This is a genomic window from Polynucleobacter sp. AP-Jannik-300A-C4 (assembly GCF_018688335.1).
GTDB lineage: Bacteria > Pseudomonadota > Gammaproteobacteria > Burkholderiales > Burkholderiaceae > Polynucleobacter.
In genome coordinates, this window is record NZ_CP061316.1 from 1,510,215 (window position 1) to 1,532,648 (window position 22,434).

At 45.3% G+C, this 22,434-nt stretch carries 32 protein-coding genes; 7 read left to right on the forward strand and 25 right to left on the reverse strand.

The window, feature by feature from the left end; all coding sequences use genetic code 11:
* Positions 1 to 111 precede the first annotated feature (111 nt).
* Positions 112 to 873, forward strand: coding sequence for an SDR family oxidoreductase (locus FD975_RS07945; RefSeq protein ID WP_215301693.1), 762 nt, complete (start codon positions 112 to 114; stop codon positions 871 to 873).
* Here FD975_RS07945 and ccmI read toward each other — a convergent pair whose 3' ends face one another.
* The 17 genes from ccmI to FD975_RS08030 form a co-directional block, all read right to left on the reverse strand.
* Positions 874 to 2,064, reverse strand: a complete 1,191-nt coding sequence (ccmI, locus tag FD975_RS07950; protein ID WP_215301695.1) for a c-type cytochrome biogenesis protein CcmI — start codon at positions 2,062 to 2,064, stop codon at positions 874 to 876. It lies immediately after the preceding gene.
* Entirely contained in the window at positions 2,057 to 2,557 is a 501-nt protein-coding gene (locus FD975_RS07955) for a cytochrome c-type biogenesis protein (RefSeq protein WP_215301697.1), read from the reverse strand. Before FD975_RS07955 ends, ccmI begins: the two co-directional genes overlap by 8 nt.
* Positions 2,557 to 3,081: a DsbE family thiol:disulfide interchange protein gene (locus tag FD975_RS07960; RefSeq protein ID WP_215301698.1), complete on the reverse strand. Its 525-nt coding sequence runs from the start codon at positions 3,079 to 3,081 to the stop codon at positions 2,557 to 2,559. Before FD975_RS07960 ends, FD975_RS07955 begins: the two co-directional genes overlap by 1 nt.
* Positions 3,078 to 4,997 carry a heme lyase CcmF/NrfE family subunit gene (locus FD975_RS07965; RefSeq protein ID WP_215301700.1) on the reverse strand — a complete coding sequence of 640 codons (1,920 nt, stop codon included), beginning with the start codon at positions 4,995 to 4,997 and terminating at the stop codon, positions 3,078 to 3,080. Before FD975_RS07965 ends, FD975_RS07960 begins: the two co-directional genes overlap by 4 nt.
* Positions 4,994 to 5,428 carry a cytochrome c maturation protein CcmE gene (gene ccmE, locus FD975_RS07970; RefSeq protein ID WP_215301701.1) on the reverse strand — a complete coding sequence of 145 codons (435 nt, stop codon included), beginning with the start codon at positions 5,426 to 5,428 and terminating at the stop codon, positions 4,994 to 4,996. Before ccmE ends, FD975_RS07965 begins: the two co-directional genes overlap by 4 nt.
* Positions 5,425 to 5,613, reverse strand: a complete 189-nt coding sequence (gene ccmD / locus FD975_RS07975; protein ID WP_215301703.1) for a heme exporter protein CcmD — start codon at positions 5,611 to 5,613, stop codon at positions 5,425 to 5,427. Before ccmD ends, ccmE begins: the two co-directional genes overlap by 4 nt.
* Positions 5,613 to 6,383: a heme ABC transporter permease CcmC gene (gene ccmC / locus FD975_RS07980; protein ID WP_174221125.1), complete on the reverse strand. Its 771-nt coding sequence runs from the start codon at positions 6,381 to 6,383 to the stop codon at positions 5,613 to 5,615. Before ccmC ends, ccmD begins: the two co-directional genes overlap by 1 nt.
* Positions 6,380 to 7,045, reverse strand: coding sequence for a heme exporter protein CcmB (gene ccmB, locus FD975_RS07985; RefSeq protein WP_215301704.1), 666 nt, complete (start codon positions 7,043 to 7,045; stop codon positions 6,380 to 6,382). The genes ccmC and ccmB overlap by 4 nt, the downstream gene beginning before the upstream one ends.
* Complete coding sequence (gene ccmA / locus FD975_RS07990; RefSeq protein ID WP_215301705.1) at positions 7,042 to 7,689, reverse strand: cytochrome c biogenesis heme-transporting ATPase CcmA; 648 nt, start codon at positions 7,687 to 7,689, stop codon at positions 7,042 to 7,044. Before ccmA ends, ccmB begins: the two co-directional genes overlap by 4 nt.
* Positions 7,690 to 7,872: 183 nt before the next feature.
* A complete protein-coding gene (locus FD975_RS07995; protein WP_215301707.1) occupies positions 7,873 to 8,283 on the reverse strand; it encodes a carboxypeptidase-like regulatory domain-containing protein in 411 nt (136 codons plus the stop codon).
* 150 nt (positions 8,284 to 8,433) lie between these two features.
* Positions 8,434 to 9,414, reverse strand: coding sequence for a quinone oxidoreductase (locus FD975_RS08000; RefSeq protein WP_215301709.1), 981 nt, complete (start codon positions 9,412 to 9,414; stop codon positions 8,434 to 8,436).
* 29 nt (positions 9,415 to 9,443) lie between these two features.
* Entirely contained in the window at positions 9,444 to 9,896 is a 453-nt protein-coding gene (locus FD975_RS08005) for a DUF2452 domain-containing protein (RefSeq protein WP_215301710.1), read from the reverse strand.
* A gap of 86 nt (positions 9,897 to 9,982) precedes the next feature.
* On the reverse strand, positions 9,983 to 11,509 hold the full coding sequence (locus FD975_RS08010; protein ID WP_251371179.1) for a cryptochrome/photolyase family protein: 1,527 nt from the start codon (positions 11,507 to 11,509) through the stop codon (positions 9,983 to 9,985).
* Positions 11,510 to 11,535: 26 nt separating this feature from the next.
* Positions 11,536 to 12,090 carry a DUF3833 domain-containing protein gene (locus tag FD975_RS08015; protein WP_215301713.1) on the reverse strand — a complete coding sequence of 185 codons (555 nt, stop codon included), beginning with the start codon at positions 12,088 to 12,090 and terminating at the stop codon, positions 11,536 to 11,538.
* On the reverse strand, positions 12,090 to 12,638 hold the full coding sequence (locus FD975_RS08020) for a chalcone isomerase family protein (protein ID WP_215301714.1): 549 nt from the start codon (positions 12,636 to 12,638) through the stop codon (positions 12,090 to 12,092). Before FD975_RS08020 ends, FD975_RS08015 begins: the two co-directional genes overlap by 1 nt.
* Positions 12,639 to 12,642: 4 nt before the next feature.
* Positions 12,643 to 13,029, reverse strand: coding sequence for a thiol-disulfide oxidoreductase DCC family protein (locus FD975_RS08025; protein ID WP_215301716.1), 387 nt, complete (start codon positions 13,027 to 13,029; stop codon positions 12,643 to 12,645).
* Positions 13,026 to 13,304 carry a TIGR03643 family protein gene (locus FD975_RS08030; protein ID WP_215301718.1) on the reverse strand — a complete coding sequence of 93 codons (279 nt, stop codon included), beginning with the start codon at positions 13,302 to 13,304 and terminating at the stop codon, positions 13,026 to 13,028. Before FD975_RS08030 ends, FD975_RS08025 begins: the two co-directional genes overlap by 4 nt.
* A gap of 59 nt (positions 13,305 to 13,363) precedes the next feature.
* Between FD975_RS08030 and FD975_RS08035 the strand changes: the two genes are divergently transcribed.
* Genes FD975_RS08035 through FD975_RS08045 form a run of 3 tightly spaced genes read left to right on the forward strand, consistent with a single transcriptional unit; the run spans position 13,364 to position 15,071 of the window.
* Complete coding sequence (locus FD975_RS08035; protein ID WP_215301719.1) at positions 13,364 to 14,059, forward strand: SDR family NAD(P)-dependent oxidoreductase; 696 nt, start codon at positions 13,364 to 13,366, stop codon at positions 14,057 to 14,059.
* Between the two features lie 13 nt (positions 14,060 to 14,072).
* Complete coding sequence (locus tag FD975_RS08040) at positions 14,073 to 14,648, forward strand: histidine phosphatase family protein (protein WP_215301721.1); 576 nt, start codon at positions 14,073 to 14,075, stop codon at positions 14,646 to 14,648.
* Between the two features lie 45 nt (positions 14,649 to 14,693).
* A complete protein-coding gene (locus tag FD975_RS08045) occupies positions 14,694 to 15,071 on the forward strand; it encodes a DUF2237 family protein (protein ID WP_215301723.1) in 378 nt (125 codons plus the stop codon).
* Positions 15,072 to 15,078: 7 nt separating this feature from the next.
* Here the strand turns inward: FD975_RS08045 and FD975_RS08050 are convergent, their stop codons facing one another.
* Both FD975_RS08050 and FD975_RS10540 read right to left on the reverse strand, forming a co-directional pair.
* Entirely contained in the window at positions 15,079 to 16,332 is a 1,254-nt protein-coding gene (locus tag FD975_RS08050) for a DASH family cryptochrome (RefSeq protein ID WP_215301725.1), read from the reverse strand.
* Between the two features lie 3 nt (positions 16,333 to 16,335).
* Positions 16,336 to 16,515 carry a DUF2256 domain-containing protein gene (locus tag FD975_RS10540; protein WP_114653853.1) on the reverse strand — a complete coding sequence of 60 codons (180 nt, stop codon included), beginning with the start codon at positions 16,513 to 16,515 and terminating at the stop codon, positions 16,336 to 16,338.
* A 66-nt stretch (positions 16,516 to 16,581) separates the two neighbouring features.
* Between FD975_RS10540 and FD975_RS08060 the strand changes: the two genes are divergently transcribed.
* The gene (locus FD975_RS08060; RefSeq protein WP_215301727.1) at positions 16,582 to 17,478 is read left to right on the forward strand and encodes a histone deacetylase; all 897 of its coding nucleotides are present in this window, start codon (positions 16,582 to 16,584) and stop codon (positions 17,476 to 17,478) included.
* Here the strand turns inward: FD975_RS08060 and FD975_RS08065 are convergent.
* Positions 17,465 to 18,097 carry a hypothetical protein gene (locus FD975_RS08065; protein WP_215301728.1) on the reverse strand — a complete coding sequence of 211 codons (633 nt, stop codon included), beginning with the start codon at positions 18,095 to 18,097 and terminating at the stop codon, positions 17,465 to 17,467. The genes FD975_RS08060 and FD975_RS08065 overlap by 14 nt on opposite strands.
* A 110-nt stretch (positions 18,098 to 18,207) precedes the next feature.
* On the opposite strand from FD975_RS08065, the gene FD975_RS08070 reads away from it, so the two are divergent.
* Positions 18,208 to 19,086, forward strand: a complete 879-nt coding sequence (locus tag FD975_RS08070) for a transporter (RefSeq protein ID WP_215301730.1) — start codon at positions 18,208 to 18,210, stop codon at positions 19,084 to 19,086.
* A 2-nt stretch (positions 19,087 to 19,088) separates the two neighbouring features.
* On the opposite strand, the gene FD975_RS08075 is transcribed toward FD975_RS08070, so the two are convergent.
* The 4 genes from FD975_RS08075 to FD975_RS08090 are packed head-to-tail and all read right to left on the reverse strand — an operon-like array spanning position 19,089 to position 21,144.
* The gene (locus FD975_RS08075; protein ID WP_371743374.1) at positions 19,089 to 19,886 is read right to left on the reverse strand and encodes an ion transporter; all 798 of its coding nucleotides are present in this window, start codon (positions 19,884 to 19,886) and stop codon (positions 19,089 to 19,091) included.
* 35 nt (positions 19,887 to 19,921) lie between these two features.
* Entirely contained in the window at positions 19,922 to 20,380 is a 459-nt protein-coding gene (locus FD975_RS08080; RefSeq protein ID WP_215301734.1) for an ion channel, read from the reverse strand.
* A 37-nt stretch (positions 20,381 to 20,417) separates the two neighbouring features.
* A complete protein-coding gene (locus FD975_RS08085) occupies positions 20,418 to 20,822 on the reverse strand; it encodes a translational machinery protein (protein ID WP_215301736.1) in 405 nt (134 codons plus the stop codon).
* 55 nt (positions 20,823 to 20,877) lie between these two features.
* Positions 20,878 to 21,144 carry a DUF1488 family protein gene (locus FD975_RS08090; protein ID WP_215301738.1) on the reverse strand — a complete coding sequence of 89 codons (267 nt, stop codon included), beginning with the start codon at positions 21,142 to 21,144 and terminating at the stop codon, positions 20,878 to 20,880.
* Positions 21,145 to 21,678: 534 nt separating this feature from the next.
* Between FD975_RS08090 and FD975_RS08095 the strand changes: the two genes are divergently transcribed.
* On the forward strand, positions 21,679 to 22,071 hold the full coding sequence (locus tag FD975_RS08095) for a dihydroneopterin aldolase (RefSeq protein ID WP_215301740.1): 393 nt from the start codon (positions 21,679 to 21,681) through the stop codon (positions 22,069 to 22,071).
* Here the strand turns inward: FD975_RS08095 and FD975_RS08100 are convergent.
* Positions 22,068 to 22,430 (reverse strand): hypothetical protein, encoded by a 363-nt coding sequence (locus tag FD975_RS08100; protein WP_215301741.1) that lies wholly within the window; start codon positions 22,428 to 22,430, stop codon positions 22,068 to 22,070. The two genes, FD975_RS08095 and FD975_RS08100, sit on opposite strands and share 4 nt — an antisense overlap.
* Between the last annotated feature and the right edge of the window lie 4 nt (positions 22,431 to 22,434).

Below are 22,434 nucleotides of genomic sequence, written 5' to 3' on the forward strand. Positions count from 1 at the left end.
TTCTTCTTGTTTTTGCCATTATGCCCCTAGCCCAAAGATCAAGAGTGGAATGAATTCATCCCGAATCATTTAGGATAAGATGAATGTTTTCAAAGAACCCTTAGGATCAAAATGAACTCAAACCTCAATAAGGTAGCTCTGGTTACGGGAGCTGGAACGGGTATCGGCAAGGCAGCTGCAAAAGCACTGCTCAATGGCGGCTTTCAAGTTGTCTTAACCGGTAGAAACCTTGAGAAACTGAATAAAGCCATTCAAGATATTGGCGGAAATAGCCAAAACTGCTTAGCTCTTGCCTGCGACGTGGGTAGACCAGAACAAGTAAAGCAGTTATTTTCAGAGATCCAAAAACACTTTGGTCGTATTGATGTGCTCTTTAATAATGCTGGTATGGGTGCTCCAGCAATCCCGATGGAAGAGATCAGCTACGAACAATGGATGAACGTGGTCAATGCCAATCTTTGCGGGGCTTTTCTTTGCTCACAAGAAGCAATTCGCATGATGAAGGCGCAGTCACCTCAAGGTGGACGCATCATTAACAATGGCTCCATCTCAGCACATGCACCCCGCCCGATGTCTGCCCCATACTCATCCACCAAACATGCCATCACTGGATTAACCAAGTCCATTGCATTAGATGGTCGTCCTTTCAACATCACCTGCGGTCAAATCGATATTGGTAATGCCGGCACTGAAATGACCATCCCTATGGCCGCCGGAATTTTGCAAGCCGATGGGTCAAAGAAAGCTGAGCCATTAATGGATGTGGATCATGTTGGGCAAGCAGTGCTACATATGGCTCAACTACCTCTAGAGAGTAATATTCTGACGATGACCATCATGGCAAGCAATATGCCATTTGTTGGTCGAGGTTAATTAAGGTCTAACTTGATCGACCATCAAGCGGGCATCTGTCGTGCCCACTTTGATGGTTTGCGCAGAAGAAATCAAATCGCCAGATTCCGGCATTGCCATACCCGTTTTAGAGATACGCACCTCAACTGACACCTCAGGTAATTGAGAGATCAAGGCATTTGGGCTCATTGCCAAAGCATCATTTAAAACAAAACTCACCGGGAATGTAGTCACCGGGGTTTTGAGAACTGCTACTGGCATACGTTCACCAGGCTTACGAGCAATCACCATCAAAGTGTCACCCGCTTTGACTTTAGATTGAAGCGCGGAAGATATTCCCACTCGCCCACTCACCCCTCGATTATTAATCGCTGGTGTAGTAGCTGGCGCTAACCCACCTTTGCTACGTGCTTCAGCAATAGAGCCGGCAATCGCTCTCGCCTCATCTGTTTCAGGGGGTAATTGCTTTTCTAGTTTTTCCCAAGATTGCACAGCGGCTTTGTAGTTTTGCGCATTAAAGGCTGCAGTTCCAGAAAGCCACAGTGCCAATAGATTATTTGGATCTAGCGCCAAAGCTTTGTTAATTAATTGTTGTGGTTTACCAGCAAAATTACCATTTGCATTTGCCGCCAATACATCAGCATAGTCAGCCAACAACTGTGGGTCAGCATCCACAAAAGAGCCTGCACGAGCATAGGCTTTTGCGGCCTCAGCATTCTGACCCAAAATTCGGTAGGAGCGTGCCAGCATAGCCCAGCCCTTTAAATTATCAGGCTCCTTCTCCATCTTGGCAGCAAACTCAGTAACCATCTTTTCAACAGCTTCTTGAGTCATTGGCTGCTCAGCACTCTTTTCGGCAATTCGAGCAGCATCACCAAGATAGAAATAAAAACCTGCTGAAAGCAAAACTACAAAAAGACAAATTCCAACAATAGTTTTCTTTGGGGAACCCAATACAGCAAGATCATCCGCCTCATCCGTATCTTGAAAAAGGCGCTGACGCATTTCTGCATGAGCTTGCTCGTAACTATCAGCATCAACCGTGCCCGCCAAACGATCAGCCTCGAGCTTATCGAGCTCCTCGCGATAAATAGCAGCATTCATCTGACGACGAGAAGTCTCAGATTCTTTAGCTGGGAAAAATAATGGGCGAAGCAATAAGACCAAGACCAAAATCAACAAAAGGAGGGCGGGTATTAAAAAACTAGTCATGTGCATTTTCTGTTGAACTGGATTTTGCATCCCGAAGTAGTGCATCAATACGACGATTGTCCTCTGCGGACAGCGTAGTACTTGGCACTCTTTGATTTCTGCGGCGTAAATACACTGCCAGGCCAATAATGCCAACAAGCAAAATCACAAAAGGGCCTATCCATAAAATCCAAGTGATTGGCTTTACGGGTGGGCGATATAAGACAAAGTCGCCATAGCGCTCCACCATAAACTCCCGAATTTGTTTGTCGGTTTTACCTTCACCAATCAAAATCCGAATTTCTTTACGCAAATCATTCGCTAAATCAGATCGTGAACCCGCAAGAGATTCATTCTGGCAAACCAGACAACGCATTTCTTCTGAAATTGCAATCAAGCGCTGCTCTGTGACCGGATCATCTGCGAGCGGAGTGGCGTCTTTAGCTAAAGCAACATTCATCGCACAAGCAATCGCAATACTTGTAAGACTAGCTAGGATCAGCTTACGCAACATCACTTAAGCTCACCCAATAGAGGAATAATCTTCTTATTCAATAGCTCCATTGTGATTGGGCCGATATGTTTGAACCGAATCACCCCAGCCTTATCAATAACATATGTCTCTGGAACACCATACACACCGTAGTCAATACCAACGCGACCGTTCGCATCAAAGGCAGATAAAACATAGGGATTGCCTTGGCGAGCAAGCATCGCCATCGCATCTTCACGCTTGTCTTTGTAATCCAAGCCAATAATTGGCGCGACACCCAACTTACCTAACTCAACCAAAACGGGATGCTCTTCACGGCAAGCAACACACCAAGAAGCCCAGACGTTCAAAATCCAAGGCTGACCTTTCATACTGTCTGGTGAAAAGGTTTTTTGAGGATCAGCTAATTGAGGGAGTTCAAAAGCGGGAGCTTGCTTGCCAATTAGTGGCGAAGGTATTTCATGTGGATCGCGATTCAAGCCTATCGCTAAAAATCCAACCAAAATTACAAACAAGAAAAGTGGAATTAAAAACTTGGCTTTCATACTGCTGCCTTACGTAATTTCATACGATAGCGCTTATCTGACATTGCCAAAACGCCACCCAGAGCCATCAATAGACAGCCGCCCCAAATCCAATCAACAAATGGCTTGTAATAGACGCGAACAGCCCATGCCTTATCTTCGAGCTCTTCACCCAATGAGACATAAATATCTCGAGTCAGGCCAACATCAATTGCAGCCTCAGTCATTGGCATAGTGGAAGAGAAGTAGCTACGTTTTTCTGGGTACATCGTAGCTTCCAACTTCCCATTACGAGAAAGCAAGAAGGTACCTTGCATTGCGTTGTAGTTTGGGCCAGGCACAGCAGAGACGCTTTGAAGTTGAATTTGGTAACCACCAACGCTAACACTTTCACCGGGAAGCATACGTACGTCCCTTTCTTCTTGGTAAGTACCCACCATGGTGACGCCAATGACGAACACTGCTATACCTAAATGCGCTAACTGCATGCCAATAAAGGAGCGGGTAGGCTTACCTGCTTTAGCTTGACGAATGATCTGCAAAACACCTGAGGTAATTACCCAGAATGCTAATAAGAAGCCAAGACTGCTCAGCCAAGTAAATTCGCCCATGGTGAAGGGAATCAAAGCGGCGGCAATCACTGCCACTAGAGCTGCAATCCATAAGCGCTTAATGACATCCACGAGATTGGAGTTCTTCCAATTGGTCCAGGGCCCAATTCCCATTAAGACCAGCAAAGGAATCATGATGGGTACAAATACGCTGTTGAAGTATGGAGGACCCACTGAGATCTTTCCTAGGTGGAGAGCATCGATCAGCAAGGGATAGAGCGTACCCAAGAGTACTGATGCAGCAGACACAACCAAGAAAACATTGCCGAGCAAAATAAAGGTTTCGCGGGAGGTGAAACTGAACTTACCACCCAGCGTGCTTTTGGGAGCGCGCCAAGCATAGAGAGTTAAAGAAGAACCCACTACCAGTACCAAGAAAATCAAAATAAAGATGCCGCGCTTAGGATCAGTCGCAAATGCATGCACTGAAGTCAACACTCCAGAGCGTACTAAGAATGTTCCGAGAAGTGAAAGTGAGAAAGCCGTAATTGCCAACAGCACCGTCCAACTCTTAAATCCACCACGCTTCTCAGTAACTGCAAGAGAATGCAACAAAGCGGTGCCAACTAACCAGGGAATGAATGAGGCATTTTCAACAGGATCCCAGAACCACCAACCACCCCAACCCAATTCGTAATAAGCCCACCAAGAGCCTAGCGCAATACCCAGAGTTAAAAATACCCAGGCAGCCGTTGTCCAAGGACGCGACCAGCGTGCCCATGCAGCATCAAGGCGACCAGACAATAAAGAAGCGATTGCAAATGCAAAGGCCACTGAAAAGCCAACATAACCCATATACAACATTGGCGGATGAAATACCAATCCCGGATCTTGTAAGAGCGGATTAAGAGATCGCCCTTCCTGAGCAGCTGGCAACAATCGCTCAAAAGGGTTAGAAGTTAAGAGAACAAATAAGAGTAGCCCTGTGATAACCAAGCCCAAAACCCCAATGACACGAGCCACCATAAACTCATCCAAAGCTTTGGAAAGTTGAGCCACTAAGAATGTCCAAGTCGATAGCAAGAAAACCCACAATAATAGGGAGCCTTCATGACCACCCCAGACAGCACCCAAGCGGTAAATGACTGGCATTTGAGAGTTGGAATGATCTGCAACATAGAGTACAGAAAAATCATTCGTATAAAAGCTCCACGCCAAGATGACGAAGGCAATAGCAAGTAATAAGAAAACAGTTTGCGCAGCTGGCCTAGCTAACAAAATCCATTCACGGCGACTTTGATGTGCGCCGACCAATGGAAGAATTCCCTGAAGAATGGCAACACATAAAGCGAGGATTAACGCGTAATGCCCAAACTCAGGAATCATTGTTTATTTCCATTTTTTTGAGCCTGATCCAAAGCATGCTTGGCCTCTGGAGGCATGTAGTTTTCATCATGCTTGGCCAGCACTTCGCTAGCAACAAATTGTCCATCCGGATTTAAGCGGCCTTGGATAACTGCACCCTTACCTTCTTTAAACAAATCCGGAAGAATGCCTGTATAGGCAACAGGAATATCTTTCGCCATATCGGTAATCACAAAATGCACAGTCAAACCATCTCGCTTCACCGATCCATCTTTGACCATGCCGCCAATCCGGAAGACTTGACCAGCCGGTGACTTACCAGCAGCAACCTCACTGGGGGTGACATACAAAGCAATATTACTATTGAGCGCATTCAAAATTAATACTGCCGCGATGCCAATCGCAATGAGTGCGCCAACAATAATGGCGGCCCGTTTATGTCTTGGTTTCACTTACCGCCCTTTTGATCAAACTGTTCCGCCATGACTTCACGCTGAAGTCTTCGCACAATCACTCTGTGTCGTGCCCGAACAGCCAGAGGCTCAAGCAAGAGTACCAAGGCACAAACGCCGAAGCTACTCCATACATAGAGCGCATAACCCCCCATTGCAAAGAATTCCGCCGGACTATTCCACATTAACGCTTTACCTCGTTTAATTGCTTAACCCAGTCAGTATGGGCCTCACGCTCCAAAATGATGGCACGTACACGCATTAACCCTACTGCTATTGAGTACATCCAGAAGCATAAAGCCATTAATAACATTCCCCACAACATGGTCTGGGCCATGGCCGGAGCCTTAGTTAAGGAAACAGAGGCGCCTTGATGCAAGGTATTCCACCATTTCACTGAAAAATAAATGATGGGGACGTTTACTACGCCGACTAAAGCCAAAATTGCCCCTGCTTTATCGGCTCGGCGAACATTATCAATCGATGCTTGTAGGGCAATAAATCCAAGGTATAAAAAAAGCAGAATTAACTCAGAAGTTAAGCGTGCGTCCCATACCCACCATGCGCCCCACATAGGCTTACCCCAGAAGGCTCCAGTCCATAGAGATAAAAAAGCCATCCAAGCACCAATTGGTGCAAGCGCCTGAGCCATCATGGCCGACAGACGCGCATTAAATATCAAACCTAATCCAGCCCAGGCAGCCATCACTAAATAGATGAACATCGACATCCAAGAGGCAGGTACGTGAACAAAAATAATGCGATAACCCTGACCTTGAACAGCGTCTACCGGTGCCACAAAAAAACTGACCCACAATCCAGCAAGACCAAAAATGACTGTTAACGCCCAAAACCAAGGGATCATTTTTCCAGCAAGCGGATAAAAGGTACTCGGGCTCGAGAATTTGAACCAGTTAATAATGCGACTAGAGGATGGATTATTTACATTACTCATTCGATAGCAATCTTTACTGCAATAGCACTGACCCAAGGTATAAATGCTAATGCCAAAATCAATAAGGCGCCCAATAGGGAGAAATGCCCCGTAATATCGAGCCCTACGCTGCTGGCGTACACAGCACCAGCACCAAAAATCAATACGGGAATATACAGTGGCAAAATCAGCAGGCTCATTAAAACACTGCCACCCCTTACCCCAAGAGTTAAAGCCGCTCCAATCGAACCCACTAAAGATAAAACCGGCGTTCCCAACAATAAAGATGCCATCAAGACCTGCAAAGACTGGGCATCTAAATCAAACTGAATGCCAATCACAGGCGCCAGCAAGACTAAAGGCAGTCCGCATACCAACCAATGGGCAAGCACTTTGCCAAACACCGACACTGTAAAGGAATTCGGAGATAAGACCAATTGCTCTAAAGTGCCATCGGCATAATCTGCTGCGAACATCCGCTGCAAGCCAAGCAAGGTGGAAAGCAAGGCGGCAACCCAAATAACGCCGGGCGCAATTTTTCTTAGTAAAGCAGTATCGGCACCGATTCCTAATGGGAAGAGGCTAGTCACTATGACAAAGAAAAATAACGCCGTTAAGACCTCGCTCTTGCGACGCATCACCAGCAATAGATCACGATGAACGATGGCTACAAAGGCATTCATAGATCCAACACTCGCAGATTCGGAATAGATAAGGGTTGATGACTTGTCAGGACTACCAAACCGTTGCCCTCAAGATGCTCTGCTATCAAGCCTAGCAACTCTTGGGTCGCATGAGTATCTAGGGCATTAAAAGGTTCATCCAAAATCCAGACTTGTGCTCGTCGCGTCACCATGCGAGCCATCAAGACACGCTTTTTTTGACCTGCAGACAAGCAATTGACAGGCAGATCTTCGCGCCCTTTCAGACCAAATCGCCATAGGGAGGTAAAAACATCTTGATCTGAAAGCAAGATGCCATCAATCGCTGCAAACATGCGCAAATTTTCAAGGGCGCTGAGATCTTCTTTCAAGGCATCGCGATGACCTAAAAATAAAAGCTTGCCGTGATACTCCGATGCCGCTTCTTTGATGGAATTGCCATTCCATAAGATGTCACCAGACTCTGGGGAAGCTAAGCCCGTCAGCAAACGCAAAAGGCTCGTCTTACCAACCCCATTCTCACCCCGAATATGGAGACACTGACCGGCAAGGACCTGTAAATTCAATTTTGAAAACAGCGTCCGCTCGCCTCGCACGCAAGTAATCCCCCTAGCCTCAAGAGCTGCATTTGGAGATGCTGGGAAGGAAGAATAAGTGGCTGTCATTGGAAGAAATGGCTTGAATCAAACCACCCTAGGCATTGTCCAAGAGCCACTAGGGGCTGTCAAACAACCTAAAACAGTCATCAGAGAATAAATCTCTTTCAATTCAATCGCTTAGCCAATTATAAAGGCTAATCAAGCAGAATGATCTGAGCCAAACACCAGGGTTTGTCTACGGTAAGCGCCTTATTTCCAAAAAATAGCCAGTTTTTGGAGTCCAGAACCCTGAATCAGCACAGACTTTTTCTGAATGCTTCCTTGGTAGGAGGCCTCAATCTGATACTGACCTGCAGTCAAATTAATCAAGATATAGGGTCCATCGGCCTGCGCATCAAAAATCACTTGATTCATAGTATTCAAAATTTTGATCTTTGCACCAAAAATCCAAACGCCACGACCATTCTCTAATTGCGATAACTCTAACAATAAAGGCCACTGCTTTGACTCCGTCAAAATCGCCTGAGATTCTTCCTCGCCAACCCCGCCAGAAATATAAGAGATTCCTTGGGAATATTGAGTATCTGGTAACTGCGCAAATACCATTGAAGAAAACGTGAGACAAGCTGCGGAAAGAATCAACTGGATATAGAAGTTCATGTGAGTCTTATTTAATTAGTATCAGTGCTTGTAACTTATTCTACAGTCAAGTGCATCACTCAAGTAAGTTAAAGGGTAAGTAAAAAAGCCCCGCGCAAACGGGGCTTTTCAGCAAACTACTTTAATACAACTACTGATCAGTAATCCACATTAAGGGATCATGATGATTGCACCCGAGACTTTTCGTCCTTCGGCTGCTTTATGTGCTTCAGCAGCTTGTTCAAGCGTGAACTTAGCACCAATTTGCACCTTCACTCGACCTTGTGCAATCGCATCAAACACTGCACGAGCATTTTCTTGAAGCAGCTCTGGAGTAGCGTTATGCGGAAATACAGAAGGTCTGGTTAAAAAGAGGCAGCCTTTCTTATTCAGAATCTCCGGCTGAATCTCTGGGGCTGGGCCTGAGGCAGCACCAAATAAAGCAACCATGCCAAATGGTGCAGCACAATCGAGCGATCCCAGGAATGTCGTTTTAGCAACGGAGTCATAAACCACATTCGCCTTACGCCCACCTGTTGCCTTGAGTACTTCTTCCACCCAATTAGGGTTTGAATAATCCACCACAGCATCGCATCCCGCCTCCTTAGCTGCTGAAAACTTGGCTTGAGAACCAACAGTCCCAACCACAAAAGCACCTAATGATTTTGCCCAGCCAGCCAAGATTTGACCAACACCACCGGCAGCAGCGTGCACTAGCACGACATCGCCAGATTTCACCTGATATGTTTTCTGAATTAAATACTGCGCAGTCATTGCCTTAAAGAACACAGCTGCAGCGACTTCATCGGATACATTGTCTGGCACTGAGACCAACTTATCTGCTGCGACATTACGTGCACTCGCATAAGCACCAATACCAGCATTGATATACATCACACGATCACCGATTTTGAATCGAGTGACACCTTCACCAAGCGCCTCAACTACACCAACTGCTTCATGACCCAAGCCTGTTGGCAGCTCGAGTGGGTAATAACCAGAGCGCTGATAGACATCAATAAAGTTAAAACCAATCGCAGTTTGACGAAGCTGAACTTCCCCTTTTCCTGGAGCTGGAAGCTCTTTATCAATTAACTGAATCACATCAGCATTGCCGAGTTCTGAAAGATTAACAATTCGAGCAGTTGTCACAAGTCACCTTATTATTTTTATAGAAAAATTTATCTTACTGCAACAGCAGAAGAGACAAGCTCTTCATCCTCAACAACAGCCCAAGTGCTATCACCGAGCTTTTTGACCGCCATAGAATAAGTCCAAGAATCAGGGATGCCGCAACTCCATTGATCTGGGCCATTCTGAATCAATACATTGGCACCAATGCGGCTATCAAAATACAAATGATATGTTTTGCCATGCAGGGGATTAAAACTGAATTTGGCACTATGCACCATCTCAGTGGCATCCAATCGTGCTTGAAGCGAGCGTGCTTGCTTCATTAATACTTCAGCCTGCTCCATAATGCGATCGTATTCAAGCTTGGCATTTTGACGAGCCACATTGACTGCCTTGTCTTTTTCTTCCAAGACTTTAATCGGCGCAAATACGGGCGCACCCACCTCCATAGGATATTCAATGCCGGCATGCCGTGCTGGATCGGTGTCTTCTATTCTCATGGCTTTTTAATCTACTGATTTATATGGCGAAAGTGTGACACAAATTCACAAAACACGTTGTAGCAGCCGACAAGCAGGACAAACACCTAGAGGGAGTTCAAATCCCCCAAAAGTGCTTTGGCATGTATCTGAATGGCCTGCTGATCAGCTTCGCTAATGCGGGATAAGTTGGCGGTCATCAATCGGGTACGCGGACTTGCCTCAAACTGTTGACGATGCTTTATCAAGAAATTCCAATAGAGATTGGTCATCGGGCAAGCACCTTCCCCAAATCGGACATCGGGCTTGTACTGGCAAGATCCGCAATAGTTACTCATTCTCTTAATGTAGGCACCGCTGGCAATATAAGGCTTGCTAGTGAAACGACCACCACTCGCGAATAAGGCCATGCCCGCCGTATTGGGGAGTTCCACCCATTCAATCGCATCAATATAAATAGCCAGATACCAATCACACACCTCTTTTGGCAGAATTTCTGCAAGCAAGGCAAAGTTACCAGTCACCATGAGTCGCTGAATATGATGGGCATAGCCATACTGTAGCGTCTGCCCAATCGCCTCTTGCATACACTTCATATTCGTTTTGCCAGTCCAATACCAATTGGGCAATGGATTGCGATGGTCGTAAAAATTATCCTCAGCCATTTGCGGCATATCAAGGTAGTACATGCCGCGCACAAATTCTCGCCAACCTAGAATCTGACGAATGAAACCCTCTACTGTTGCAAGCTCTAAGTTGTGCTTTTTCCAGGCAAGCAAAACGGCATCAATGACTTCTCTCGGATTGAGTAACTTTAAATTCAGCGAACTCGACAACAGCGAGTGCCAACCAAAAGGCGTATCTGTCCACATCGCATCTTCATAGATACCGAAGGTCGCTAAGCGGTGCTCTACAAACCCCTCGAGTGCTTGAAGCGCTTGTTGGCGCGTCACCGGCCATTGAAAGTTGGCCAACGACCCAGGGTGATCTGAGTAGCGCTCCTCTACCTCAATCAATACAGCTTTAGTAATCGCATCTGGTTCAAATAATTCTGGAGGCGGAATAAGGCCCGGGCCCTTCTTGGGAAAGGGTTTGCGATTATCTCGATCGAAGTTCCACTGCCCACCCTCTGGATTACCTTCTTTATCAACCAGGATGTTGTGGGTCTTGCGCATGAGTCGATAGAAATACTCCAAACGCAATTCTTTTTTGCCTGCAACCCAGTTAGAAAATTCATGACGTGAGCAATAGAAATGGGGGTCTTCCTGCATTTCTAATTCAATACCTAGTTCAGAGGCTAATGTTTCAATCTCACACTTAAGCCGATATTCCCCGGGCTCAAGACAAACTAAGTGAGTACATTGATCTTTTTTCAGAATTTCCCGTAATGTGTCAGCAATCGATTTAGGAGATTGCTTGATATATTGCAGCGGCATACCAAGCCCTTCTAACTCCTTAGCGAAGTGACGCATAGCCGACAAAAACAGAGCAATTTTTGCCTTATGTGACCAAACATACTGAGCCTCATCCGCAGACTCAATCATGACTACCTGATCAGCCTGAGGATTGAGATTTTTTAATACTGGATTATTGATATCTAGCTGATCACCCAGAATGAGAACAAGCTTCTTCAAATCTCTTTCCTCGCCAATCGCTGGGCTTAGCGCTTGTAAAAGCTCAGGGTAACCTCACCAAGATCAATTCCAAACTTACTCATCTTGGCTTTATTCAGCATGACCTTAGGCGTTACAAGATACATCCAATCGTTAAATTGCACGTGATAAATTGTGCCGTCTACTGGCAATGCCAATGTGTAAGCCCAGTTAAGGGCATTGCCCGCCGATTCACCCAGCGCCTCACCCACCACATCATCTGCCCTGCCAATATATTTACCCGGGGCAGTTTCAGTCAAAGTCCAGATACGCTTTTGCTTCGTGCCATCGGAATATTCAAAACTCTCATCGAGAGTACCCACTTTTTTACCATCAACGACTTTCCACTGCGCCACCAAGAGAACAGTAAATCGTTTTTTAACTTCACCACTGCGATCAGTAAAGATTCCATAGGCATCTATCGTGCCGTTGAAGTATTCACTCAGATCTAAGTTGGGCTTCTCGTTAGCGTACTGCGTTACTGAAGGCGAAGAACAGCCAAATAGACCGAATGCAATCAAGCAAACACCCAAACACTTTGAAACGAAATGGATCTTGCGCATTAACATGCTCCTGAAATAAGTGGTGGCGGGCAGCCCTGCCCTAAGAGCTCAGCCCTGAGTTTTGGGACGCTTGTTTTTGAATCTAACCAAATACCAAAAAAGGCTTTTGCAAAATCGGCACCCTGAATTTGCGATATCTTCTTACCTTCATAGAAGAAACTGGTGCCCTGCTTAGGAATATAGACAGCGGCAATAGTCTGGCCAGGCTCTACATTAGGAAGAATACTTGCAAGCTCCTTACCCCATGATGATGCTTGAGCATCGGCAACACCGATGCTTTTCATTTCATCTGATGTACGGTTGGCGATCGCCTCACCTGAGAATGCCCTCTGATACTTCAGCTCGAGTGCGAACTCCTGAGAATCCTTAGTGGTACCACGATATAGATTGGCATCATAAACATGAAAGCCCCAAAAGTTCAGTCTGCCTAGCCCCTGTAATTGAGCTTGACCCATCATACTTTTAATGTGCGGCGGCTCTTTAGCAAAACTCATCGGAGTGGCCATAGCCAGGGTTAAGGTGATGACTAATACACGAGAGAGTTTCATATCCTTATGCCTTTCTATTGACCAGTCGTAAAGCAAGCGGTCCCAGTAGTGCTGAGATGGCATGGCGATGCTTTGCGAAGAATCGATAGCCCACATTCCAAATCGGTTTGAGTGTTGGCCTAGAAAATAGCCATGCCAATTTAGGAAGATTTGCCCGGCTATAGGCCGCTGAAAATACCTCAACCCCTTGGATCAGCTCACCATCATCATATTGGGCACACATAGAAGCCAAAGCTTGGTCGCAAGAAACACCGACATGATCAGGGGCATATTTGTCAGAATTAATATCCACGAAGCTGAGCAAACCTGCTTGATTACGTCCAGAAAGAAACTGGATTTCTGCCTGACATAAGGGACAAAGGCCATCATAGAACATGGTCAGCTTTTTCATGATGCCGATTTTTGCTTGTACTGGGTTGCGCAGTAAGCGCGGTTAACCAATTTACTGCGTAGAGCAACATGCTTAGTTGCCCTGCCAGTTACCCGCTTACGCCACAATTCAAAGGAGTTGCGTTTCAGCTGTTTTCTCATCAAGGCGATCACTTGGGGCTCGGAATACCCGAAAGTAGATTTAATAGCATCAAAAGGCGTGCGATCCTCCCAGGCCATCTCAATCAACCTTGAGAGGTCTGCTTCTGAAAGCGTTTGGGGCAGTCGAGTCGTCATCGAGCAAGTTTAAGACTTATTCAATAAACTGGCTGAGACCCCATTCATTTACCCTATTCATGTCATTAATTCCCAATTCCTTCCGTGCACTCGTGATTGGCTCCTCTGGAACCATCGGCTCTGCTTTCATGGAATTGCTGGAACAGCATCCCGCATGCACGAAGGTAATAGGCATACATCGAAACTCTGCCAATCCAATTGATTATCAAGATCTCAACACCGTTGAAGACGCAGCAAAAGCCCTTTCAGGAGAGGCGCCCTTTCAGCTGATCATCAATACCATCGGCATATTGCACTCAGCTGATTGGATGCCAGAAAAGAAACTGGATGATCTCAATGCCGAGCAATTGCAGCTATTGATGCAAATGAATGCTATCGGGCCTGGATTGACAATCAAATACTTTTCAAAGTTACTGGATCCAGCCAACTCGGTCATGGCAACACTCTCTGCCAAAGTGGGCAGCATTGAAGACAATCGTCTCGGTGGCTGGTATAGCTACCGCGCCTCTAAGGCAGCACTCAATATGCTGATCAAGACAGCATCGATTGAATTCTCCAGAACTAAACCCAACACTGCACTTGTGGCACTTCATCCAGGGACAGTCAATTCTCGCTTATCAAAACCGTTTAAAGGAGAGCAAATTGGCAGGCCACCTTTAGATGCTGCCAACGATCTGCTCAATGTTCTTTTCTCGCTCAGCAAAGAAGATTCAGGTAGCTTCATTACTTACTCTGGCGAGAGACTGCCCTGGTAACTCACACTATCTGATGACCTATTTTTCTCATATTTTTCTCGCACTACTCATGCTTGTCGGGGTGCAAACTTCTCTCTTCGCGCAAACTGAGTTCGCTAAGGCTATGCAAGATGGCCAACATGTCTTACTCATGCGTCATGCTGATGCGCCGGGGTTTGGTGATCCTCAGGGTTACCAGCTAAGCCAATGCTCCACGCAACGCAATCTGGGTGAGCGTGGCAAGAAACAGGCTAAAGCTACTGGCGATTGGCTGACCAAACAGGGCATCACTAAAGCGCAGGTCTACAGCAGTCCTTGGTGTCGCTGCTTTGATACTGCAAGCCTGCTGAATAAGGGCGAGGTTAAAAAGGAGGCCGCACTTGGGTCTTTCTTTGATGATATGAGTCAAGCTCAAAAGCAGACCGAAGCTTTAGCGAAGCTCATTCAGCTTGAGCGCATTCAACATCCAAAAACACCAATCATTATGGTCACCCATCATGTCAATATTGAATCCTTCACTGGCCAGGTTCTCAATTCGGGTGACATGATCTTGGTCAAAGTAGATTCTTCAGGCAGAGCGCTATCTCATACGCGATATCCAAGCCCATAGCGTCTTTTTTATTTAACAAACTTCACGCAATCGAAAGCATCCATCATGACTGACTTACCTCTGAATGTTTTAGGACAACCACTGGTTCCCTGCTCTTTTGATCCTTTGACGGGATTTTTTAGAGATGGCTGCTGCAAAACAAATGAACAAGATCTCGGCAGCCATTTGGTCTGTGCGATTGTCAGCAATGACTTTTTGCAATTTAGCCTTAAGCGCGGCAATGATTTGATTACCCCAAGACCGGAATACCAGTTTCCAGGTTTGATTGCGGGTGATCAGTGGTGTCTTTGCTTGAACCGTTGGATCGAAGCTCTGGAAGCCAACTGTGCGCCGATGATTAAACTGGAAAGTACTCACATCAAAGCTTTGGAGAAAGTCTCTCTAGAAGTACTAGAGCAATACGCAGCAGTGGAGCAGCTATAAATCTCTACTAGGGCGATAGCCAAAGCTTACGGTAGATTTTCTGGGGGTCGTGGTCTTGAGCTTGCTTGGCCACATTAAAGGGTCTACCTCCCCTAGGATCAGTACCGCGCCCAGCTATATAGAGCCAATTACCTTGATTGCTATAGACGTCATAGTCTATTAGTTGAGACTCAAACCAAGCAGCACCTGCGCGCCAATCACCCTGCATGTCGTATATCCAATAGCTAGCCACAATCTGACGCATCCGATTGGAGAGATAGCCGCTCTGATAAAGCTCACGCATGCCAGCATCCACCAACTCAGAACCAGTATTGCCAAAGCGCCATTGCTCAAAACTAGCCTGGGACGATGGCTTTACAGGGAGTCCTGTTAAGCCACTGGCACGATACAAGTTTTGACGATACTTAAAGTGAATAAAGCGGAAATAATCTCGCCAGAGTAATTCAAACCAAAGCCAATAAGTGCCATCATTAGCACCATAGCGATTTTCATAATCGCTTAATTGCGCCGCTATCTCACGCGCTGAAATACAACCCAAGGCAAGCCATGCTGAAAACTTACTGGAGTAATCCATACCAATCAGTTGATTGCGGGTCTCTTTATAACTATCTGGCAAACGCCGCTCTAAGTATTGCTTCAGATGGGTCTGCGCATGACTAGGTCCTCCCACAAAATACGGGTGTGCAACTGATTGAGTGCTAGAAGGTGCTACTGAGCGCTGAGGTAAAGTCCCTGGTAGCAAAGGAATCTTCTTGGGCGCATTGATGGGCTGTGCAAACTTGAGCTGTGCTCGCTCGACCTCGCGTCTAAATGCCGTAAATACATCAGGCATTTTTTCTAATACAAATGGCAAGGCTTGCGGCTCCAACATACTTGATTGCCAGAACTCCTTAACCTCAACTGCCTGCTCTTGCAAAATTCGTACTTGCTCTACTTCTTCAGGCGCTTCAATTTGCTCGCAATAAATTGCTGTTGCAGCAGTATCTTGAACTAGCTGCAACAATATCTTTGTCGACTTTCCAGCAAACTCAAAAAGATCTGATCCCTGGGCTTGTAGCTGAGTCTTTAAGTCATCCAATGAGGCTCGCAAGAAGGCTTTTCGATGCAGTCCTTGCCTCTCAAAACCATAAACCATGTCTTGCTCTTTTGAATCATGGATGTACACAGGCAAAAGATAATCTGCATTTGAGCAAGCTTGCGCAAATGCTGGGTTATCCGCCAATCGCAAGTCATTTCGAAACCAGTAAATCAAGGTGCGCATCGATTACACCTCCGCCTTACTGCCGGACTTTTTGGAGCGACAGGCATCAGAGCAATATTTGACCTCATCCCAATTTTTAGCCCACGACTTACGCCACGTCATCTCCTTGCCGCAGACCAGACAGGTCTTACTGGGCAAAAATGATTTATTCCCCTTAAATCCTGCTTTTTCAGATCGAGCCATACCTACCTATAAAAAAACGAATAGACTATTCGACACACGTAAAAGTCAAATGAAAACAAGATTGCTTTGAAAGCTTTTTATACCGACCACTATGTTTTACCACTTCCACCGGGACACCGCTTTCCGATGCAAAAGTACAGCCAGTTGCGCGACCTCGTTACACAACTTGAAGGCATCGAACTCGTAGAGGCACCTGCCGTTACCGATACACAAATTCTGTATGCACACGACCCTAGCTACCTCATGAAAGTCATTGCGGGGGATTTAAGTACAAAGGAGCAACAGGAGATTGGCTTTCCTTGGAGCGAGAAAATGGTGGAGCGATCACGCCGTTCTGCTGGTGCTACTGTAGCAGCCGCAAAGGCGGCACTAGATGAAGGATTAGCAGTAAATCTAGCGGGTGGAACGCACCACGCCTATCGGAATATGGGCAGTGGATTTTGCGTTTTTAATGACTCCGCGATTGCAGCGAGAGCCTTACAAAAAGAAGTGGGCTCAACACTGAAAGTAGCCATCGTAGATTTAGACGTTCACCAAGGAAACGGCACGGCATCCATTCTTCAACATGACAAATCCATTTTTACGCTATCAATTCATGGTGAAAATAATTTCCCATTCACTAAAGAGCAGAGTGATTTAGATATTGGCCTGCCCAATGGGTGTAAAGATGAGAATTACCTAAAAGCTTTAGACCAGGGATTGGAGATACTAGATAGATTTAAACCTGACTTCATCATTTATCTAGCTGGTGCAGATCCCCACGAAGGCGATAGACTAGGAAAGTTAGACATTAGTAAGGCGGGCATGCGCCAAAGAGATGAGCGTGTCTTTCAATATGGCGCAGACCGCCAGATCCCAATTGCCTTCTCAATGGCAGGTGGCTATGGAAAAGAGATTTGCACTACCGTAGACATTCATTTCCAGACCATTCAAACCGCACTTCAATTTACTACTGCTTCTTAGGTAAATTATTAATAGTCTTGACATCATTAAGCTGTTGATCAACAAGATACAGCGTTCCGCCATAGTTGGCTTGCAAGTCGTAGCCTTTAAGTCCAACCGTATAAATTGTGATGTAAGGATTAAATGAGCGAATAGTGCCGCCAGATCCAGCAGAAAAGTTTGCATCCACATCCATGCCGCCACGCTGTCCATCAATTGAGGTCAATAAAAACTGGTCGATTGCATCCGTATTTTTAAAAAGAATAATCTGGTACTGATCTTGATATCCTGCACCAATCCCTTCGCCGGTTTTCATGGCTTGCATAAAGATAGGTTCTGAGCGACGCTTATCAAATAAGACGCCCTCACCCCTAGCCACCACCAATAACACCACATTGACATTGGTAGTGTTAAAGACTGCATATCCTGGGGAGGCTTCTATATCCTTCCTGATTGCGGGATTTTGCTTAATGAGAGCAGCCAAACCCACCTTAGACATTGCAAGTGTCGCCTCTCTTTTCTGCGCAATCTCTTGAGCAGTTAAAGGCTTTCCATCCGCACCTGTCGACTGACAGCCAGATAGCATCAATAAGCTAAACACCATGCATAAGACTGGGAATATTGATGAAGGGTGGGTCATAGCCGCCTAAGAAAGGTTCAGTATTGAAAAATAAGGTCTGAAAGACACATTTTATAGGCTTAGATCAGTTTTATAAAAGATCTAGAAATGCACATTAGAATCCTCGAATTATGTTTAGGATTAAAAATCTCTTCCTGCTAATAGCTTTTGGGCCAGGCTTAGCATGGGCGATTGATTTACAGCCTAACGATATTGTTGCCCCTGCACCCAATAAAAACTACTTAACTTTAAGTTACATCAATTCAGAGAATACTACCCAATACAGAAACGGCTCCGCGCAACCCGGCAATCCAGTGATTGCTACGCAAAGCGCAATTTTGCGCGGCTCTCGCACCTTCAATATAGGTGAATTGCCCGCAGTAAGTTATCTTCAGTTACCTTATGGAGCAATCAGCCCCGCCGGTTCTTTTGCGAGTGCACCTGGCGATACCGGTATTGGTGACCTCAGTTTTGCAACAGCGATTTGGCCTTATGCCAATAAAAGCACTAGAACCTATTTAGGAATAGCTGGATATCTGATTGCCCCCACTGGAAGCTACTCTAGCCAAAGAGCATTTAATCTTGGTGAAAACCGTTTTCGAACAGACTTGCAGATCGGTTTTCAGGCTCCAATCACTTCAAACGTCGATGGCATGATTGCAGTCGACACCATGTGGTTTGGAGGCAATAGTCAGTGTGGGGCAGCTTGCGGGCTCAGCACCAATGGCGCCTTAAGCCAAAAGCCACTCACCACCACACAGCTTGGCCCAATTTATCGTATCAACCAAATCTTTACTGTTGGCGCCTCCTATTTTTATGTAGCCGGAGGTGCAACATCAATCAATAACAGCTATCAAAATAATGTGGTGAATACCCAAAGATTTTTGCTTAGCGGTCAGGCGCACACGCCCATTGGCAGATTCTCCCTGCAATACGGCAGGGATATGGAAATCAAAAATGGGTTTGTACAAACTCGAGTACTTGCAGTAAGACTCGCGAAAGAGTTTTAAAGCTATCTTGCGGGCGGTAATGGGGAGCCACAAGAAGAACAATAATGATCCTCACGGCCATATCCATCGCGCATACAAATCAAACAGGCGCGATCTCTATTTCCTCGATGCGACCTTTTTGTATAAGACATTTCTGCTGTAACAATTCCGGTTGGCACTGCTAGCGTTCCCCATCCCATTAGCATCATGAGTGAGGCAATCAACTTGCCTAAATCCGTTTGCGGGGTGATGTCTCCAAAACCTACCGTGGTCATTGTGGTGATCGCCCAATAGATCGAAACTGGGATGCTCGTAAAGCCGTGGACTGGCCCCTCAACCACATACATCAATGTGCCCATGACCATCACCACCATGAGAACAACAGACAGAAAGACCAAAATTTTTCTTCTGCTAGCTGCCATCGCATCAGCTAGATGCTGATATTCGGACATGTATTGAGTCAGCTTAAAGATTCGGAAGACCCTAATGAGGCGCAAAATTCTGACATCAATTAAGGCGTGCAACTCTGGGAAGATTAAAGCCAAATAGGTTGGCACGACGGCAAGAAGATCGATGATGCCAAAAAAACTGGTGATGTATTTAATGCGATTCGGGGCACAGTAGATTCTGACAAGATATTCCACTGTAAAAAGACCAGTAAAGACCCACTCAAAAAAGGAGAGTTCTGTATGGAAGTTTTTCGATACCGACTCAATACTATCCAATACAACGACTAGCAGGGAAAGTAATATGGCGAAAATTAATACCTGGTCAAATCGAAGACCCAAAGGAGTATTTGACTCAAAGACAATCTTTCTCATCTTTTCTTTGAAGGATATCTGTCTAGGCATTTTGTCTATTCCACCCTATTTGATTTATATACAGTCCAATACTTTTGCATCTCAATAAAGAGAAATGAAGCGGACCAGGTAATCAGGGTGAAGCCTGTTAGCGCCTCTACTCCGGTCAAATAACGTAAGTAGCCTTGTGCCACGATCTCACCATAGCCTAATGTCGTAAAGGTAACAAAGGACAGATAGGCGCAATCTAACAAGATCCCATGGCCGGAAAGCTCACCAACAAGCCCACCCATAATGGGGAACTGCAAGGTAAAGAAATAGCCAAAAGCAAACAGCCAAATCTCCACTATATGTGCCATGAAGATAGCGCCAACGCCTATTAAGACCCGAAAACGCGGCGCAATATGGGCTATCTTGGGAAGCAGCTTATCAAGCTGAAAAAGGGCTTCGTAATGCAAGAGGATCGCAATAAGTGCCAGAGATCCATTAATGATGAAGGCAGTGATGAGCAACATCGTTAAATTATCCCCCATTTTCAGGGGGATAAAAACATCAACCAGTAATAACGGTATCGCCTTTTAGAGCATCGACTTTAGCAAAGTACTTTTTAGCGTAAGCCAATAATTGCCCATCAGTAGGATGGTCTACGGTTTCAATGCCAACTACCTTTTCGGCAATGGTGTGATCGTGCTTAGTGGCATGCTTCATCAAATCCAATTTTGCAGAACCAGGGCCCACAATCAAAATCTCTTTAGATTCCATCACCGCTTGAATCACTTCATGCAAGTAATGCTGATCTGGTTCAGCACGTGCGCCACTGACAGAGCCACTTTTGTGATGAACGTTCTTATGAGTAGATCTAGTTTTAATGACTTCACTCTCACTTGCAGTGGGGTTGAAGTAAATAACGTGCGCCTCTTGATGATCGATCCAAATTACTGAGTGATTAAATGACATACTTTCTCTTTCTAATTAAAACAACAAAACATTAAATGCAGTAAATCAGGGGTGTTTAATCTAGAACTAAGTCATGACTAAACACATGTACTGCACCATCTATAGCATGACCAGCTAGAATTTTATTTTCCGCAATCGATAAGAGCTTTAGCTGATGATTCTGGAATAAACGTAAAGAATCCTTTTCAACTCCATCTACATCCAAATCTTGCAGCGCTTCAAAGCTAAAAACACATTGCATTGGCTTAGCATCAAGCAATGCCGGAAATGCCACATTGCCGTTCCCTAATAGGCTGGCAGGGCCAATAAACTCAAGCTTCATTATATGACTCACTTTATTTAGATATATACAAATCGCTTTCTTATTGTGGTCTTATTTGACGTGGAAGTGTTGATATATATCAAAGATCTATCTATCGCACTCAGAAAGGGTCAAATTTCTTTGTAATAGAAAATTCTGCGCCGTTCTAGGAAGATGAATTTCATGGGATTTACTGAGCTGGGCAGATCGGCGCAATAAATCCCCTTTACAGACAAAGAGAATTTGATTCATTCGATCATCCTCCATGAAGGCGATGGCTCAATATTCAAAAAAGCGATCACCACATAAATCTGTAAAGTAAATTGCCTGCTATATCTTTAGCGTAAATTTGCTTTAATCAAGCTGATAATGTCGTCATAGTAATGACGAAGCTTTTGCCAAAGTATTTGGACTAATCTCAATAGATTCATGCCCTCATACTAATCGGCATTGGCAAAGTCGCGTAGCCTGCGGCTGAACCCCCTCACTTTAAAGCCCAGCAAAAATAGGCAATCTAAGCTACATTGCCTAGAGAATCCATCAAGAAAGCCCTATATGCCATCAAATGCATTTGTAGAAATAAAGGATCTAGTGCTAAATACCCAGATAGGGACTTATGCTACTGGAGCTGTAGTTCCCGATCGCCACCTACTGGATCTCATTCTGGCAATTGATCCTCAGCTTGTCATGATAGCTAACGATGTCATGACAAGCGTCTTTGACTATGATCCACTTGTTTTACAAATAGACCAGCTTGCACAGGATGGTCATTACGAAACCCAAGAACGCTTAATGACTAGAATTGTTGAGGCTTGTGCAAAATATCCACAAATTCAGTCCGTGACGATGAGTCTACGCAAGACTCCTGTTAGGCACTGCTCAGGCGTCCTTGGGATACGCCTAGAAGCTGATACTCAAACCCTTGATCAAATGAGATCAAAAATCTAGGAAGCCTCTTCAACTTCCTCAATAAGATGATCATACTTTAAGAAGTTTTCACGATGTCTTCTGTAATAGAGCAGACCTTCTTTGAGGCTAGAAACACTAGCACCCTGCTCTAACATTTTTTCCCATAGATTCCAGTCTTCTTGAGCATGCACTCCATCAGCGTATCTGCGCTTGTATCCAATTTTTTGAGCTAACTCAGTGCGATACATCATGGAGCCATGATGCTTGCCTTCTCGATCCCAATACAAGTCACCTTGATAAGGAACGGTTTCACCAGGCACTCGATCATGAATCTCTTCCTTGAGCTCGCCGGTGACCACGATGTCATAGGTCACAATATCAGAGCTCGCCTGGGACAATAGC